This window comes from Streptomyces sp. NPDC040589 (assembly GCF_055594445.1).
The window spans coordinates 360,995-378,103 of sequence record NZ_JBVIWP010000002.1 but is presented as its reverse complement, the minus strand read 5'-3'; the positions used below and the strand labels follow the sequence as shown (position 1 = coordinate 378,103).

The window sequence follows — 17,109 nt, the reverse complement described above, 5'->3', positions numbered from 1 at the left end:
CATGAGTGCCATCGCGGACGCCGGGACGGCCGAGAAGGACACCGGGGGCCCGATACGCCGGCCCCGCGGCCGGGGCCACGGCCTCCTGGGCCGGGTACCCGAGGGCTTCGCGGTCTTCTTCGGCGTCCTCGGCCTGCTCTGCGCCCTGCTGGCGCTCATCCCGCCGCTGCGCACCGGACTGCGCCCGCTCGTCCGCTTCCTGGACCTGCTGCTCGTCCCCGTCAGCGCCAACCTCGCCTACGCGGTCTTCCTGTTCCTGCTAGCCGCCGCGACCGGCGCCCGCAAGAAGATCGCCTGGTGGCTGGTAGTCGTCTACCTGGGCCTGCTGGTCCTGTCCGACATCGTCGGCATGGCCGTCGGCGAGTTCGCCGAATCCGTCCCGTCCTTCGTGGTGTGCGGCCTCGCCCTGGCCCTGCTGATCGTCGCCCGCGGGGAGTTCTACGCCGCCTCCCGCCGCGCCGCCGTACGCCGCGCTCTCGCCGTCCTGGTGGCCGGGCTGGTCGTGGCGATCCTGGCCGGCTGGGCCCTGGTGGCGGCCTTCCCCGGCACACTGCCCGGCAACCAGCGCCTGGCCTGGGCCGCGAACCGGGTCCTGGGCGGCCTGGTGCCCGCGGGCAGCTTCGACGGCCGCCCGCCGCACGCCCTGTACTTCCTGCTCGGCCTGTTCGGCGCGCTCGCCTTGCTGAACGCCGCCGCCACCCTCTTCCGCTCCCAGCGCCTGGAAGCCGCCCTGCACGACGACGAGGAGGCCCGCATCCGCGCCCTCCTCGGCCGCTACGGCGACCAGGACTCCCTCGGCTACTTCGCCACCCGCCGCGACAAGGCCGTCGTCTTCTCACCCAGCGGCAAGGCCGCCGTCACCTACCGCGTCGAGGCCGGGGTGTGCCTGGCCAGCGGCGACCCGGTCGGCGACCGGGAGGCCTGGCCGCACGCGATCGCCGTCTGGCAGGAGGTGGCCCGCCGCTACGCCTGGATTCCGGCCGTGATGGGCGCCTCCGAAGAGGGCGCCAGGGCTTTCGTGCGCGCCGGACTCGGCGCGCTCCAGCTCGGCGACGAGGCGATCCTGCACGTCCTCGACTTCGACCTTGACGGCCGCGACATGCGCGTCACCCGCCAGGCCGTGAACCGTGTCCGCCGCACCGGCGCCGGCTGCCGCGTCCGCCGCCACTCCACCCTGAGCGAGGAGGAGATGCGGCAGATCGTCGAACGGGCCGACGCCTGGCGCGACACCGAGACCGAACGCGGCTTCTCCATGGCCCTGGACCGGCTCGGCGACCCGGCCGACGGCGACTGCCTCCTCGTCGAGGCCCACGACAAGGACGGCCGGCTCCTCGCGATCCAGTCCTTCGTGCCCTGGGGCAAGGACGGCGTCTCCCTCGACCTGATGCGCCGTGACCGCACCGCCCCCAACGGCGTCATGGAGTTCATGGTCGCCGAACTGTGCCACGCCGCCCCGAAACTCGGCGTGCGCAAGGTCTCGCTGAACTTCGCCGTGTTCCGCTCCGTGTTCGAGGAGGGCGCCCGCATCGGCGCCGGACCGGTCCTCCGCCTCTGGCGCCGCCTGCTGCTGTTCTTCTCCAAGTGGTGGCAACTGGAGGCCCTGTACCGGTCCAACGCCAAGTACCGCCCCGAGTGGTACCCCCGCTTCCTCTGCTACGCCGAGGCCGCCTCCCTCGCCAAGGTCGGTCTCGCCTCCGGTATCGCCGAGGGCTTCGTCTCCGTGCCGTCGATGCGCAAGTTGTGGGGAAGAGGGCACCCGAAGGGCGGACAGCGGCCCGTCACCACGGAGGGGCTGCCGTCTTTGGCGGAGCTCGGCCTCGCCGGAGGGGACGGGACCGAGCCCGCCGACCCTCTCTCCGGCCTGTCCGACCAGGTCCGGTTCCGGCACCGCAAGCTCGACCGGCTGCGCGCCGCCGGCACCGACCCCTACCCGGTGGGTATCCCGGCCCGCACCCACACCCTCGCCGAGGTGGCGAAGGGCGAACAGGTCACCGTCGCCGGCCGGATCATGCTGGTCCGCGACTTCGGCGGCATCGTCTTCGTCGTACTGCGCGACTGGTCGGGCGACCACCAGCTCGCCCTCACCCGCGACCGCTCCGGCGACGCCCTCGACCGCTTCACCGCCGACACCGACATCGGCGACCACATCACCGCCACCGGCCGGGCGGGCGTCAGCGACCGGGGCGAGCCGACCGTGTTCGTCACCGAGTGGCAGCTCACCGGCAAGTGCCTGCGCCCCCTGCCCGACAAACGCCGGGGCCTCGCCGACCCCGAGGCCAAGGTCCGCCGCCGCTATCTCGACCTGGTCGCCAGCCCCGACGCCCGCGAGGTGATCCGCGCCCGCTCCACCGCCGTCCAGGCCCTGCGCCAGGGCCTCCTGGAACGCGGCTACCTCGAGGTCGAGACGCCGATGCTCCAGCAGATCCACGGCGGCGCCAACGCCCGCCCCTTCACCACCCACATCAACGCCTACGACCTCGACCTGTACCTGCGCATCGCCCCCGAGCTGTACCTCAAGCGGCTCTGCGTCGGCGGCTTGGAGAAGGTCTTCGAACTGGGCCGCACCTTCCGCAACGAGGGCGTCTCCTACAAGCACAACCCCGAGTTCACGATGCTGGAGGCCTACCAGGCCTTCGCCGACTACGACGTGATGCTCGACCTTGTCCGCGAACTCGTCCAGGGCGCCGCGACCGCCGCCTTCGGCGCCCCCGTGGCCCACAAGGACGGCAAGGAGTACGACATCTCCGGGCAGTGGCCCGTCAAGACCGTCCACGGCGCCATCAGCGAGGCCCTCGGAGAGGAGATCCACCCCGGTACCGACCTGCCCGAGCTGCTCCGGCTGTGCGACCGCGTGGGCGTGCCGTACACCGCCGACGACGGCCCCGGCGACGTCGTCCTGGAGATGTACGAGCGGCTCGTCGAGGAGCGGACCCAGCTGCCCACCTTCTACAAGGACTTCCCGACCGACGTCTCCCCGCTCACCCGGCAGCACCGCACCGACCCGCGCCTCGCCGAACGCTGGGACCTCGTCGCCTTCGGCACCGAACTGGGCACCGCCTACTCCGAGCTGACCGACCCCGTCGAGCAGCGCCGCCGCCTCACCGCCCAGTCCCTGCTCGCCGCCGGCGGCGACCCCGAGGCGATGGAACTCGACGAGGACTTCCTCGACGCCCTCGAATACGCCATGCCGCCCACCGGCGGCCTCGGCATCGGCGTCGACCGGCTGGTCATGTTCCTCACCGGCCTGACGATCCGGGAGACCCTGCCGTTCCCCCTGGTGCGCCGCCGCTGACCCGTCTGCGTGAGCCGTCCGGGTGAAACCGCGCCGCCGCACCGGTGTTGCTCAGGTGCGCCGGTCTCCCGCCGGGCGACTCATGAGTCATGAAGAAGGATCAGTTGCTCACCCGTCGCCGGGTGTTGCTCGCCGGCATCGGCGCCGCGGGCGCCGCCGCCACGGCAGGTGTGTTCGCGGGGATCACCGGGGGCGACCCCGCCGGGACCGTCCCGGCCGCCGGGCCCCAGGCTCGCCGCCCGCTCAGCTCCTCCGCGTACCGGCTCCAGCCCCTGACCGGATACGGCCCGCCGCACGCCGCGCCCCGCCGGACCCTGGTCCGCCGCGCACCGCTGCTGCGCTTCTCCGGACGCGGCCGCCACATGGTGCTGACCTTCGACGACGGCCCCGACCCCCGCTACACCCCGGCGGTCCTTGACACCCTCGCCAAGTACGACGTGCGCGCGATGTTCTTCGTGTGCGGCGGCATGGTCGCCGACAACAGGGAACTGCTGGCGCGAATGGCCGAAGAGGGCCATGTCGTCGGGAACCACACCTGGTCCCACCCGCTGCTCACCCGCCTCACCCGCGGGGGGATCCGCTCCGAGATGGAACGCACCTGCGACGTCATCGAGGATGCCTACGGGGAGCGCCCCGAGTGGTTCCGCGCCCCCTACGGCGCCTGGAACCGCACCACGTTCCGGCTCGGCGCCCAACTCGGCATGGAACCCCTCGCCTGGACGGTCGACACCCTCGACTGGACCACCCCCGGCACCCGGTCCATCATCCGCCGGGTGGAGAACGGCGCCGCCCCCGGCGTCGTGGTGCTCTCCCACGACGCCGGGGGCGACCGCTCGCAGAGCGTGCGGGCCCTGCGGCGCTATCTGCCCGAACTGCTGGACGCCGGCTACCAGATCTCCGTCCCCCGGCGGCATTACGCGTGAAAGGCACCGTCAGGCTTTCGCCCGCCCGGCCGGGAACGCTCAGCGCACCTCGACCGCGCGGGCGAAGGCCACGACATTGCCCGCGTAGCCGTTCTGCTGGGAGAAACCGCCGCCGCAGGTGATGACCCGCAGTTCCGCCGCGCCCTTGGACGCGTACACACGGTCGCCCGGGAAGTTGTTCTTCTCGAACACCTCGATGCCGTAGATCTCGAACACGACGGTCTTTCCGTCCTGCCGGGCGATCTCGACACGGTTTCCCTTCTTCAGGGCGCCGAGCGCGTAGAACACGGCAGGGCCCAGCTGGTTGTCGACATGGCCGACGACGACCGCTGTGCCCTTCTCGCCGGGGGTGACCGCCCCGGTGAACCAGCCCGCCAGGTTCGGGTCCTCCGGAGGGGGCGCGCCGACCCAGCCGTCCGCGTCCAGGCCCACGGGAATGATCGGTGTGTCGACCTGGATCGCCGGGATCCTGACCCGGTCCGGGAGGGAGTAGGGCAGGGGCTGCACGGTCCCGGCGAAGGTGGCGCCGGGCACCCTGCTGTCCGTCGCGGCCGCCGTGGCCGGTTGCGGCGGACCCTCGTCGAACTCCCCCGAACCATTCCGGATGAGGGCGAGGCCGGTCAGCAGAACCAGCGCTATCACGCCCCACGGGGCGCGCTTCTTCGGCCGCGCCTCCTCTTCCGCCTGGGCCAGCTCGGACGCAGACATTCGACATCCCCTCTCGACGCGGCCGTCGCCGTGTCTTTCGCGCATACCAGAACGCTAAGTGCCGCGCACGAAACCGGCGACGGGGGCGGGGGCGAACGGGTGGCCCTGGCCTGTAACGGGTGGCCCGGCCCTTTCAGGTGCGCCATCCGAGTTGCCGCCGCGAGGAAATTTCTGACGGTCCGTGACCTGCGGCGATATCCGATTGCGTGGATTTCCCGCGGTATCCGCTCTCACCAGGACGGACCATTCCCGAAATGCGACTCCGGGCAAGGCAACTGACTGTCTTTCTGGGAGGCGCTTTCTCGCCGATCGACCGGGGACGGGTCCCGGGGCGTCTTCCGCGGAGGTTCACATGCGTAACACTCGTGCCCTGGCGGTCGCCGGCGCGGCGGTCGCAGCCCTCGGGCTCTCCGCCCCCGCGGCCGTCGCGTGGGACAGACCGAGCAACATCGTCGCCCTGCCCAGCGTGATCGCCCGCGGCGGTCAGCTGACCATCACGGTCGACGGCTGCCGCAACGGCGGCATCGCGACCTCCAGCGCGTTCTCGCCGACCAGGCTCTCGCCCATCCGCGGCGCCAACGAGACGGCGAGGGGCACCGCCACGATCAACAACAACGCCCGCCCGGGTCCGTACGACATCACGGTCAGGTGCGACGGCAGGACCCTGACCAAGCCGCAGGCCTTCACCGTCATCGGCGGTGTCCGCGGCGGCATCGGCGGCAGCAGCACCACCGGTGCGACGCCGACCGACATGGCCATCGGCGGCGGCCTCGTGACGGCGGCGGCCGTCGGCGGCGGCGTGTTCTGGATGCGCCGCCGGGCCGAGCGGCGCGTCTGACCTCTTCGCCCCGGATCCCTTGAGGGCCCGGGGCGAAGTCAGGACCCGCGGGCGGCATCCGCGTCGGGCCGGTCAGCCGGTCTCCTCGTCGGTGCGGCGGCGTGCGAGGTGGTACGTCGTCCCCAGCGCGCCGGCGATCAGCGCGGCGCCGAGGCCGATCTCCTTGAGGTCGAAGCCCGCGAGGGTGCCGCCCTCTCCGGCGTGCGCGCCCTTCGACGGGTGGCGGTGGTGCTCCCCCGGGTGGTGCGGGGAGTGGTGCGTCGGCTGGTGTGTGGGGTGATGGGTCGGACGGCCGCCGGCGATGGTCAGACGCGCGGTGCCGCTCGACTCGTCACAGATGAACTCCACGTCGTACACGGCGCCGGGCTTGGCGTCCCAGTCGACCACGGCCCGCGCCGACGACTCCCTGGGCGGGATGGCCACCAGGTCGAAGACCGGTGAGGAGACCACCGCCTCTCCCCGGCACGCCGCGTTGCGGACCACCCGCAGCGTGACCCTTTCGCCCGCCGCGACGGTGGAGGGCTCGACAGCGAAGCCGAAATCGGTCCGCACCGCCGCGTAGGCGGTCGGCATGCAGGAGGCGAGGGCGCCGGCGCCCAGCAGTACGGCCGAAGCGACGCGTATCGCGCGCATGGTGACCTCCGGGTCCCCGAGGAGCAGCCGCGGACCTGTTCCGCTCACGTCAGACATGCACCTCGATGCCCGAAACGCTAGGAAGGGGTGCGCCGTAGCGCGATCGCAGTAGCGCGAATGGGGCATGCGTGTGGGCCGCCCGGGGGAACCCCGCTACGGCGGCCGGGGGACGGCGACGGCGTGTCGCGTGCCCCCCCCCGGCCCTGATCCGTGGTGCGGGCGCCGTCAGTCCCCGGCGCCCGGGAAGAGGTTGAGGAACGGGTCCGCCGACGCGGTCACACCTCTGCTGTACGGCGAGTCGAAGTCCCAGATCAGGAACAGCAGGAAGGCGATCAGCGCCGAGAACAGCCCGGCGAGGACCATTTCACGTGTCGTTCTGCGGATCTGCAGGGCGAAGATCATCCCGATGGTGACGACGGCTCCGGCGATCAGCCCGAACCACACCACGCCCGGCATGGTCTCCCCGGTCGACTCCGCCCGGGCGATCCGGGCCTGGTTGGCCGCGGTCACCTGGTCGAGGAGCGGCTGGTAGGCCTGGGCCTGGAAGTCCGTCTGCGGCTCGTAGTCGGTGACGTCCTGGCGGACGCGCTCGAAGAGCCGGTGGCCGCGCTCGGTGACACGGCCCTCGTCGGCCATGGTGTCCCACTCGGTGGTGACGACGTGTCCCACGTAGGCCTCGATGTCGTCCCGGATCCGGTCGCGTGCGTCGGGCGGGTAGACCCGGACCCGCTCCGAGATCTCGTGCAGCGCCGTGGCCTCGGCCTGGACGTGGTCCTGGGCGGCGCTGCGCCCCTCCCAGACACCGGCGATCGCCAGGCCCAGGACGATGGCGTACACCACGCCGATCCACATCGTCATGTACTCGATGACGTCCGGGGTCTCACTGGGGTCCTCGTCGTCGGACGCCGTGCGGTGGCGTACGAGGGTGATGATGACCACCACGGCGCAGGCGGCCAGCATCGCGAGGGTGAGAACAAGCCATTCCGGCAAGAGGTACCTCCAGGGCTTCAGGGATCAGCGCGCGCGCAGCGCGGCGACGGCGACCACCGCGGGCACCGTGACGAGCAGGACGAAGGTGAGCGGCGACATCGCGTTGCCCGTCCGCCGTGGCCGCGGCGGCGCGGCGCGATACCGCGGGTAGTGCACGGGGGAAGCGGACGGACGCGGTGTGGGTGTGGCCGACGGTTTCGGTGCCGGAGCCGGGGGAGGGGGCGGCGGTGGCTCGGGTCTGCGGGTCGGCTCGGGCGGGGGCGCCGCCGGGCGTGGAGCGGGCGGCGGCGCGGGCGGCGGCTCGGGTCTGGCCGTGGGCGTCGGCTTCGGCGGCGGAGGCGTCGGGTCCGGAGACGGACTCGGAGTCGGCGTCGGCGTCGGCTTCGGCGGTGGGGGTGTCGGTGTGGGTGTGGGAGTGGGCGTGGGCGTCGGTGTGGGTGTCGGGCACGGCGGCTTGGTCGGCCAGGTCTTGCTCCCGGCGTACGCCACCGCCTTCGTGCCGTCCGGCCCCGTCGAGGCGTACGCGCAGGCGGTGGCCCCGGCCACTGAACCCGGTGCACCGACGAGCGCCCAGGTCAGCGCCGCCACCGCCAAGGCCCGTACGGCGACGGCGGGTTGAATCGAGAGGGGTCCATACACGACGAAGATCATGAGCCTTGTTCCGCCGGGACGTGCCGGAGCGCAAGGGGATTGCCCCGAAAGAGGGATTTCCGGGTGCCGTCGGTTTGGATTGCGGTCGCCCGCAGGGTGCTCGACACGCACCTGCGTGCGACGGCGGGCGGCGCTCGTCGCGGGTTGCGGGACGCACTCCTCACAGGTTCCGGAAAGAAATTTGGCCGGTCGTTGAACACAAACGCCGCCCCCGTGCGTACTCATGGCCGTGCGGCGGCGCAGCAGGGCGCTGCAACACCCTTGCGATTATGGGGAGTTGACGATGAAGACCTCCTGGCGGAGCGCCTCACTCGTGGCGAGCGCCGCGGCGGTCCTGGCGCTGACGACGGCGTGCGGTCAGGACAGCCCACCGGCGGCCAGCCAGAACGTGGGTGCCACAGCGGCACCCGGGGATTACGGAAACATCGGCTCCGGGACCGCCGGTGTGGGCGGCACCGCGAGCAGCAGCCCGGCCGCGCCGAGCGCTTCCAGCCCGTCCAACCCCGCGGGCAAGCTGTCCGTCTCCACCGCCGACGAGATCGGCAAGGTGGTGACCGACAGCCTCGGTCTCACCCTCTACCGGTTCGATCAGGACACCGAGCAGCCGCCCAAGTCGAACTGCGACGGCGACTGCGCCAAGACCTGGCCGCCGGTCCCCGCGGACGACGCCGAGGCCGGCGAGGGCATCGACAAGGCGCTGCTCGGCTCGGTCACCCGGGCCGACGGCACCAAGCAGTTGACCGTGGGCGGCTGGCCGGCCTACCGCTACGCCAAGGACGTCAACGCCGGTGACGTCAAGGGCCAGGGTGTGGGCGGCAAGTGGTACGCGCTGGCCCCCGACGGCAAGAAGGCGCAGGAGGGCGGTGCGGGCGCCGCCGGCGGCGGCGGAGCCGAGGTGGAGGCCGGCCTGTCCACCCGTGAGGACCCCAAGCTCGGCGAGATCGTCGTCGACAAGAACGGCATGACCGTCTACCGGTTCAAGAAGGACAAGGCCTGGCCCAAGCCGGTCTCCAACTGCACCGGCGAGTGCCTGAAGAAGTGGCCGCTCGTGGAGCCCGTCGACTTCGCCGACACCAAGGGCATCCAGGAGAAGGGCTACATGATCTTCGACCGGACCGACGGCAAGGGCAAGCAGCAGACGATCAACTGCTCGCCGATCTACACCTTCGCGGGCGACAAGGCTCCGGGCGACACCAACGGCCAGGGTGTCGGCGGCACTTGGTACGCCGTGCGGCCCGACGGAAAGCTGGTCGGCGCGTCGGAATAGCAGAGAAGCCTCCCCAGGGTTGACCCTCGCGTCACCCGACGGAGCCGACCCGGTCCGCCCCTCCGTGACTCACGGAGGGGCGGACCGTTTTGCCGTGCTTCACCTGAAGTCATCGAATTCTCAGCACTCTTCCCCTTCCGGACCGGAACTCTCCGGAATGCCTCGAACACTGTTCGTCATATGTTCGAAGGGCATGCGGACGGGTATCAATTCGGCACGTGCCGCAGGCAGTGACCGGGAACGGATGGTCAATTTCCGTTTCGGGTCGCTCCATTGGCGGGCGATCAGTAGCCTCTGCTCGAACACCGGATCGCCTACGCCTTGGAGAGATAGATGGAGCGTCCCGCCTGGGCCCCACGGAGCATCGACATCTCGGTGCCCAGCGTTTCCCGGATGTACGACTTCTATCTGGGCGGATCGCACAACTTCGAGGTCGACCGGGAAGCGGCCCGCAGGGCCATGGAGTTCCTGCCGGGACTCCCCAAGATCATGCAGGCGAACCGCGCGTTCATGCGCCGCGCCGTGCGCTACGCGGCCGACCAGGGCATCACCCAGTTCCTGGACATCGGCTCCGGCATCCCCACCTTCGGCAATGTGCACGAGGTGGCCCAGGCCGCCCGCCCCGGCGCGCGCGTGGTGTACGTCGACCACGACCCGGTGGCCGTGGCACACAGCCAGGCGGTCCTGCGGGGCAACGACGACGCGGGCGTCGTCGCCGCGGATCTCCGCAAGCCCCAGGACATCCTGAGCAGCCCCGAGGTGGAGCGGCTGATCGACCTGAATCAGCCAGTGGCCCTGCTCCTCGTTGCCATACTTCACTTCGTGGAAGACGAGGACGAGCCGTACGGGGCGGTGGCCGAGCTGCGGGAGGCGCTCGCGCCCGGCAGCCTGCTCGTGCTCACCCACGCCTCCTACGAGGGGATCCCGCTGGCGCCGGAGCGGGCCGGGGGTGCGGTGGACGTGTACGAGGAGATCCGCAACCCGCTGATCATGCGCTCGCGCGAGGAGATCGCGCGGTTCTTCGAGGGGTACGACATGGTGGAACCCGGACTGGTGGCGATGCCACGCTGGCGGCCCGACACCGCACCGGAGGACGAGGATCCGTATGCGTTCTCCGGTTTCGCGGGCGTGGGGCGTACGGCGTGATCGCGGAACCGGACGGGCCGGAGGACAGACTGCGCAGATTCGCGACGATCTGGAGCCGGGCGGTCTTCCCGGTGACCTCGACGTCGTCGACCCGCCAGGAGTTCGAGGAGCAACTGCTGCCGCTGGCCAGACGGCTGAGCCAGGCGCTGCTGGCCCGGGCCTTCGACGCCGACGAGGGCAAGGCCGTGGGCGCCGCACTCGTGGACGCGCACTGCACCGACCCCGAGGCGCTCAGCCACACGCTGGACTGCGTGGACGCCTACCTGGTCCTGTACTGCGGGGGCGACGGCGACCAGGAGGACCTGCGGGCGCGCTGCGCGCGACTGCAGCACGCGATGTCCGCCGGCTTCGCCCGGGCGCTGCGCGAGCGGACGCTGGCCGAGCAGGAGGCCATCGCCGAGGCCGCCCTCCAGGCGCAGGGCGTGGTGGCGCAGGCCCTGCACGCGAGCGAGGCCCGGTTCCGGGCGGTCTTCGAAGGCGCGGCCATAGGCATCGGCATGGCCGACCTCGAGGGCAACATCCTGCAGGTCAACGGCGCGCTGCTGCGCATGTTCGGGATCTCCGAGCACACCTTGCGCAGCCGCAACGTCAGGGAGTGGACCCACCCCGACGACGCTCCCCAGACGTGGCGGCTCTACGACGAGCTCGTACGCGGCGAGCGTGAGCACTACCACCTGGAGAAGGCGTTCTACCGCCCCGACGGAACGGTCCTGTGGACCAATCTGACGGTCTCCCTGCTGCGCGACGCCGACGGCGAACCGCAGTACCAGCTCGCCCTCATGGAAGACACCACCGAGCGGCGGCTGCTCAACCTGAGGCTGCGCTACGAGGCCACGCACGACGCGCTGACCGGACTGCCGAACCGCACCTTCTTCTTCGAGCGCCTGGAGAAGGCACTGGGCGCCGGGGAAGGCCAGCGGTTCGGGCTCTGCTACCTCGACCTCGACGGCTTCAAGACCATCAACGACAGCCTCGGCCACGCGGCCGGCGACCGGCTGCTGGTGGAGATCGCCGACCGGCTGCAGTCCTGCGCCACCGCGCCCGGCGAGATGGTCGCGCGGCTCGGCGGCGACGAGTTCGTGGCACTGACCACCGGCGCCGACACCGAGCACGAGGTCGACGAGCTCGCCGGCCGCATCATGAACGCGCTGCTCGCGCCGGTCAGCGTCGACGGCCGGGAGCTGACCGTGCGCGGCAGCATCGGCATCGTCGAGGGCCCGGCGGGGGAGCGCAGCCCGGCGGAGGTGCTGCGCAGCGCCGACATCACCATGTACCGGGCCAAGTCGGCGGGCGGCAACCGCTACGAACTCGCCGACCCCGAGGCCGACGCCCGCGCCATCACCCGGCACGGACTGACCACGGCCCTGCCGACCGCGCTGGAGCGGGGCGAGTTCTTCATCGAGTACCAGCCGCTGGTCCACCTCGGCGACGGCAGCGTCCGGGGGGCCGAGGCCCTGGTGCGCTGGCTGCACCCGCAGCACGGCGTGCTCGGCCCGGACCGCTTCATCCCGCTCGCCGAGCACACCGGGCTGATCGTGCCGCTGGGCCGCTGGGTCCTGGAACAGTCCGTACGGCAGGCCCGCGAGTGGCGGGAACTGCAGGGCGGCGCGGAGGCCGTGGGCCCGCTGCGGATCAACGTCAACCTCTCGCCCTGCCAGCTGACCCACCCCGGCCTGGTCCAGGACACCGTCGACATCCTGGAACGCACCGGCATCGAACCGGACGCGCTCTGCCTGGAGGTCACCGAGTCGGCGCTGATCGGCGCGGACGACGACCTGCTGAAGCCGTTGCGCCGGCTGGCGGAGATGGGCGTCGACATCGCCCTGGACGACTTCGGCACGGGCTACTCCAACCTCGCCAACCTGCGCCGGCTCCCGGTCAGCATCCTGAAACTGGACCGCTCCTTCACCCAGAGCATGCAACAGTTCCCGGCCGACCCCGTCGACCTCAAGATCGTCGAGGGAATCGTCTCCCTGGCCCACAGCCTGGACCTCGCGGTCACGGTCGAGGGCGTGGAAACAGGCGCCCAGGCCGAACAGTTGCGCATGATGGGCTGCGACACGGCCCAGGGCTGGTACTACGCCAGGCCGGGCCCCCCGGAGCGCCTGCACGAACTGGCCCTGGTCGACGCAACGGGCTAGGGGGTCATGCCTTAAGGGGCGCGGGGCTGTATTCGATGTGCGGCTCCGCCGCGTGGGCACGACCAGCCACACACAACCCGCACCCTCGAACGGCGCCCCTGAACCGCCTCACCGCTCAAGCAACATCCGCTGCAACTCCCGAGCAGCCCGAGGCGGAGCCACATCACTGCGGTGTGCGAGTGCAATCGTGCGGTGGAGGCCGGGTCTGGCCAGCGGCGTAACCCGCAGACCACGACCCGACCTAGCCGCGACCATCCGCGGCACCACCGCAACACCCAACCCCGCCCGCACAAACCCCAGCACCGCGTCCATCTCCCCACCCTCCACCGCGAAGTCAGGCTCGAACCCCTCGGCACGACACGCGGCCACGGTCAGCTCCCGCAGGTCGTACCCGTGCCGGAACATCACCAGCCGCTCCCCCTCCAGGTCGGCGACCCGCACGGTACGCCGACCCCCGCCGGGTCTCGCCGCGTCGGGTGAGGAGACCACCACAAGATCCTCCCGCAGCAGCTCCACCGTGGTCAGCGCCGGCGACGGCGTCGGCAGGGGCAGCACGACCAGCGCCAGATCCAGCGCGCCACGCGCCAGCTCCCGCACCAGATCATGAGAGCCGCCCTCCTCGATCAGCAGCCGGATCCCCGGGTAGCGATCATGGAACGCGCGCAGCACATCCGGCAGCAGACCCGTGCACACACTCGGCGTCGCCCCCAGCCGCACCCGCCCCCGCCGCAGCTGCGCCAGCTCCTGCACCTCGTGCCGGGCCGTGTCCGCGTCGGCCAGGATCCGCCGGGCCAGGGGCAGCAGCGCCTCCCCGGCGTCCGTGAGCGTGATGTTGCCGCGGGCGCGCCGGAACAGATCCGCTCCCAGCTCCCGTTCCAGCGCCTTGATCTGCTGCGACAACGACGGCTGCGCGACATGGACCAGATCGGCGGCCCGGGTGAAGTGCCGGGTCTCGGCGACGGCCACGAAGTACTGAAGCTGCTGGAACTGCATACTCGTACGATAGCCCCGGCCTATGGAATCAAGCCGGACCATGTCTTGGACCGATCGGTTGCGCGTCCGTAGCGTGCTGGCTATGGCTCTGGCAACGCGGACGGACAAACGGCCGTCCATGGCACGCACCGTGTGGGACTCCACCCTCGGCAAGAAGACCGTGATGGCGGTCAGCGGGCTGATCATGCTGCTGTACCTGGTCGTCCACATGATCGGAAACCTGAAGATCTTCTTCGGGGCCGGCGAGTTCAACGAGTACGCGCACTGGCTGCGGGTCGTCGGCGAACCGTTCATGCACTACGAGTGGACGCTCTGGCTCGTCCGGATCGTGCTGGTCGTCGCCGTCGTCGCCCACGCCACCTCGGCGTACCAGCTCAGCCGCCGCGACATCAGGGCGCGCCCGAGCAAGTACGTGCACAAGAAGCCGCGGGCCTCCTACGCCACGCGCACCATGCGCTGGGGCGGCGTCATCCTCGGGCTGTTCATCGTCTGGCACATCCTGGACCTGACGACCGGCACCGTGCACCCCGGCGGCTTCCAGGAGGGCCGTCCGTACCAGAACGTCGTGGACACGTTCTCCACCTGGTACGGCAACGTCGTGTACATCGTCGCGATGCTCGCGCTCGGCCTGCACATCCGGCACGGCTTCTGGAGCGCCGCCCAGACCCTCGGCGTCGGCAGCCGCAGCCGCGACCGCGCCCTGAAGACCGTCGCCAACGTTCTCGCGCTGCTGCTCACGGCCGGTTTCATCGCCGTACCCGTGGGCGTCATGACCGGAGTGGTGAGCTGAAGATGACTTCCTACGCCGACTACGCGACCGGTGAGCCGGTCGTCGACACCAAGGCCCCGTCCGGGCCGGTCGACGAGCGCTGGGACAAGCGCCGCTTCGAGGCCAAACTCGTCAACCCCGCCAACCGGCGCAAACACACCGTCATCGTCGTCGGCACCGGCCTCGCCGGCGGCTCCGCCGGGGCCACCCTCGCCGAACAGGGCTACCACGTCGTCCAGTTCTGCTACCAGGACTCCCCGCGCCGCGCCCACTCCATCGCCGCGCAGGGCGGCATCAACGCCGCCAAGAACTACCGCAACGACGGCGACTCCATCCACCGGCTGTTCTACGACACCGTCAAGGGCGGCGACTTCCGGGCCCGCGAGTCCAACGTCCACCGGCTCGCACAGATCTCCGTCGAGATCATCGACCAGTGCGTGGCCCAGGGAGTGCCGTTCGCCCGTGAGTACGGCGGGCTGCTCGACACCCGGTCCTTCGGCGGGGTGCAGGTCTCCCGCACGTTCTACGCCCGCGGCCAGACCGGCCAGCAGCTCCTCCTCGGCGCCTACCAGGCCCTCAGCCGGCAGATCGCCGCCGGGAACATCGAGATGCATCCGCGGACCGAGATGCTCGACCTGATCGTGGTCGACGGGCGGGCGCGCGGGATCGTGGCCCGCGACCTGATCACGGGCAAGATCGACACGTACTTCGCCGATGCCGTCGTGCTCGCCTCCGGCGGTTACGGCAACGTCTTCTACCTGTCGACGAACGCCATGAACTCCAACGCCACCGCCATCTGGCGGGCCCACCGGCGCGGCGCCCTGTTCGCCAACCCCTGCTTCACCCAGATCCACCCCACCTGCATCCCGCGCACCGGCGACCACCAGTCCAAGCTGACGCTGATGAGCGAGTCGCTGCGCAACGACGGGCGCATCTGGGTGCCGAAGGCGAAGGGCGACCAGCGGCCCCCGGCCGAGATCCCCGAGGACGAGCGCGACTACTACCTGGAGCGCATCTATCCGTCCTTCGGCAACCTCGTGCCGCGTGACATCGCCTCCCGTGCCGCCAAGAACGTGTGCGACGAGGGCAGGGGAGTCGGTCCCGGCGGCCAGGGCGTCTACCTGGACTTCGCCGACGCGATCGCGCGGATGGGCCGCAAGGCCGTCGAGGCCAGGTACGGCAACCTCTTCGACATGTACCAGCGGATCACCGACGAGGATCCGTACCGGGTGCCGATGCGGATCTACCCCGCCGTGCACTACACGATGGGCGGCCTGTGGGTCGACTACGACCTCCAGACCACCGTCCCCGGGCTGTTCGCGATCGGCGAGGCCAACTTCTCCGACCACGGGGCCAACCGGCTCGGCGCCTCCGCGCTGATGCAGGGCCTGGCCGACGGCTACTTCGTCCTCCCGGCGACCATCAACGACTACCTGGCCCGCAACCCGCACCACGACGCGGTGGGCCACGAACACCCTGTCGTCCAGGAGGTGCTGGCCGAGACCCAGGACCGGCTCAACCTGCTGCTGTCCGTCGACGGCGACCGCACCCCCGACTCCTTCCACCGCGAGGTCGGCGAACTCATGTGGGAGTTCTGCGGCATGGCCCGCACCGACGCGGGACTGCGCAAGGCACTGGAGCGCATCCCGCAGATCCGCGAGGAGTTCTGGAGGCGCGTCAAGGTGCCCGGCACCGGCGAGGAGTTCAACCAGTCGCTGGAGAAGGCCAACCGCGTCGTCGACTACCTGGAGCTGGCCGAGCTGATGTGCCTCGACGCGCTGCACCGCGACGAGTCCTGCGGCGGCCACTTCCGCGAGGAGTCCCAGACGCCCGACGGCGAGGCCGCCCGCAAGGACGAGGAGTTCACCTACGCGGCCGCCTGGGAGTTCACCGGCACCGGCGAGGCTCCGACCCTGCACAGGGAAGACCTGGCCTTCGAGTACGTCCACCCCACTCAGCGGAGCTACGCATGAAGCTCACCCTGCGCGTCTGGCGGCAGCAGAACGCCGACGCCGACGGCACGATGTCCACGTACGAGGTGGACGACATCTCGCCCGACATGTCCTTCCTGGAGATGCTCGACACGCTCAACGAGGAGCTCATCCTGCGGGGTGAGGACCCCGTGGCCTTCGACCACGACTGCCGCGAGGGCATCTGCGGTGCCTGTTCGCTCGTGATCAACGGGGACGCGCACGGGCCGGAACGCACCACGACCTGCCAGTTGCACATGCGGTCCTTCGAGGACGGCGACACGATCGACATCGAGCCGTGGCGGGCCTCCGCCTTCCCGGTCATCAAGGACCTGGTCGTGGACCGGTCCGCCTTCGACCGGATCATCCAGGCCGGCGGCTACATCACCGCGCCGACGGGTGCGGCTCCGGAAGCGCATGCCACGCCGGTGCCGAAGCCGGACGCCGACCTCGCGTTCGAGCACGCGGAGTGCATCGGCTGCGGGGCATGTGTGGCGGCCTGTCCCAACGGGGCGGCGATGCTGTTCACGTCCGCCAAGGTCAACCATCTGAATGTGCTGCCGCAGGGGGCGCCCGAACGGGAGACGCGGGTGCTGGACATGGTGGAGCAGATGGACGACGAGGGCTTCGGCGGCTGCACCCTCACCGGGGAGTGCGCCACCGCCTGTCCCAAGGGAATTCCCCTCATGTCCATCACCAGCATGAACAAGGAGTGGCTGCGGGCCACGCGCAGGGTCGCCAAGCAGTAGTTCAACAGGCGCACACCCGCGCTCCTGGCACTCGTCACG

15 protein-coding genes are annotated in these 17,109 nt (G+C 70.8%); 10 read left to right on the top strand and 5 right to left on the bottom strand.

All coding sequences use genetic code 11. The features are described from left to right. Position 1: 1 nt before the first annotated feature. Together lysX and ACZ58V_RS08765 are read left to right on the top strand one after the other, a co-directional pair. A complete protein-coding gene (gene lysX, locus ACZ58V_RS08770) occupies positions 2-3,292 on the top strand; it encodes a bifunctional lysylphosphatidylglycerol synthetase/lysine--tRNA ligase LysX (protein WP_471289093.1) in 3,291 nt (1,096 codons plus the stop codon). A gap of 89 nt (positions 3,293-3,381) precedes the next feature. Beyond that, positions 3,382-4,215 carry a polysaccharide deacetylase family protein gene (locus ACZ58V_RS08765; protein WP_468184935.1) on the top strand — a complete coding sequence of 278 codons (834 nt, stop codon included), beginning with the start codon at positions 3,382-3,384 and terminating at the stop codon, positions 4,213-4,215. 39 nt (positions 4,216-4,254) lie between these two features. On the opposite strand, the gene ACZ58V_RS08760 is transcribed toward ACZ58V_RS08765, so the two are convergent. Continuing rightward, positions 4,255-4,923, bottom strand: coding sequence for a class F sortase (locus ACZ58V_RS08760; RefSeq protein ID WP_468184938.1), 669 nt, complete (start codon positions 4,921-4,923; stop codon positions 4,255-4,257). Positions 4,924-5,275: 352 nt separating this feature from the next. On the opposite strand from ACZ58V_RS08760, the gene ACZ58V_RS08755 reads away from it, so the two are divergent. Next, on the top strand, positions 5,276-5,761 hold the full coding sequence (locus ACZ58V_RS08755) for a hypothetical protein (protein ID WP_468184940.1): 486 nt from the start codon (positions 5,276-5,278) through the stop codon (positions 5,759-5,761). A gap of 72 nt (positions 5,762-5,833) precedes the next feature. Here the strand turns inward: ACZ58V_RS08755 and ACZ58V_RS08750 are convergent, their stop codons facing one another. From ACZ58V_RS08750 to ACZ58V_RS08740, 3 genes are all read right to left on the bottom strand, one after another. Next, a complete protein-coding gene (locus tag ACZ58V_RS08750) occupies positions 5,834-6,394 on the bottom strand; it encodes a hypothetical protein (RefSeq protein WP_468186150.1) in 561 nt (186 codons plus the stop codon). A gap of 225 nt (positions 6,395-6,619) precedes the next feature. Then, positions 6,620-7,384 (bottom strand): bestrophin-like domain, encoded by a 765-nt coding sequence (locus ACZ58V_RS08745; RefSeq protein ID WP_468184943.1) that lies wholly within the window; start codon positions 7,382-7,384, stop codon positions 6,620-6,622. 24 nt (positions 7,385-7,408) lie between these two features. Then, positions 7,409-7,540 (bottom strand): hypothetical protein, encoded by a 132-nt coding sequence (locus ACZ58V_RS08740; protein ID WP_267913587.1) that lies wholly within the window; start codon positions 7,538-7,540, stop codon positions 7,409-7,411. 28 nt (positions 7,541-7,568) lie between these two features. Here ACZ58V_RS08740 and ACZ58V_RS08735 point away from each other — a divergent pair, with 28 nt between their 5' ends. From ACZ58V_RS08735 to ACZ58V_RS08720, 4 genes are all read left to right on the top strand, one after another. Next, positions 7,569-8,003, top strand: coding sequence for a hypothetical protein (locus tag ACZ58V_RS08735; RefSeq protein ID WP_471289090.1), 435 nt, complete (start codon positions 7,569-7,571; stop codon positions 8,001-8,003). Positions 8,004-8,318: 315 nt separating this feature from the next. Continuing rightward, complete coding sequence (locus ACZ58V_RS08730) at positions 8,319-9,302, top strand: SCO0930 family lipoprotein (RefSeq protein ID WP_468184949.1); 984 nt, start codon at positions 8,319-8,321, stop codon at positions 9,300-9,302. A 333-nt stretch (positions 9,303-9,635) separates the two neighbouring features. Next, positions 9,636-10,448, top strand: coding sequence for an SAM-dependent methyltransferase (locus tag ACZ58V_RS08725; RefSeq protein ID WP_468184951.1), 813 nt, complete (start codon positions 9,636-9,638; stop codon positions 10,446-10,448). Then, positions 10,445-12,589 carry a putative bifunctional diguanylate cyclase/phosphodiesterase gene (locus ACZ58V_RS08720; RefSeq protein ID WP_471289088.1) on the top strand — a complete coding sequence of 715 codons (2,145 nt, stop codon included), beginning with the start codon at positions 10,445-10,447 and terminating at the stop codon, positions 12,587-12,589. The genes ACZ58V_RS08725 and ACZ58V_RS08720 overlap by 4 nt, the downstream gene beginning before the upstream one ends. Before the next feature lie 108 nt (positions 12,590-12,697). On the opposite strand, the gene ACZ58V_RS08715 is transcribed toward ACZ58V_RS08720, so the two are convergent. Further along, the gene (locus ACZ58V_RS08715; RefSeq protein WP_468184956.1) at positions 12,698-13,582 is read right to left on the bottom strand and encodes a LysR family transcriptional regulator; all 885 of its coding nucleotides are present in this window, start codon (positions 13,580-13,582) and stop codon (positions 12,698-12,700) included. Positions 13,583-13,700: 118 nt separating this feature from the next. On the opposite strand from ACZ58V_RS08715, the gene ACZ58V_RS08710 reads away from it, so the two are divergent. Genes ACZ58V_RS08710 through ACZ58V_RS08700 form a run of 3 tightly spaced genes read left to right on the top strand, consistent with a single transcriptional unit; the run spans position 13,701 to position 17,070 of the window. Then, positions 13,701-14,372: a succinate dehydrogenase gene (locus ACZ58V_RS08710; RefSeq protein WP_468184959.1), complete on the top strand. Its 672-nt coding sequence runs from the start codon at positions 13,701-13,703 to the stop codon at positions 14,370-14,372. 2 nt (positions 14,373-14,374) lie between these two features. After that, complete coding sequence (locus tag ACZ58V_RS08705; protein ID WP_468184961.1) at positions 14,375-16,324, top strand: fumarate reductase/succinate dehydrogenase flavoprotein subunit; 1,950 nt, start codon at positions 14,375-14,377, stop codon at positions 16,322-16,324. Next, positions 16,321-17,070 (top strand): succinate dehydrogenase/fumarate reductase iron-sulfur subunit, encoded by a 750-nt coding sequence (locus ACZ58V_RS08700; RefSeq protein ID WP_468184964.1) that lies wholly within the window; start codon positions 16,321-16,323, stop codon positions 17,068-17,070. Before ACZ58V_RS08705 ends, ACZ58V_RS08700 begins: the two co-directional genes overlap by 4 nt. The last annotated feature ends 39 nt before the right edge of the window (positions 17,071-17,109 follow it).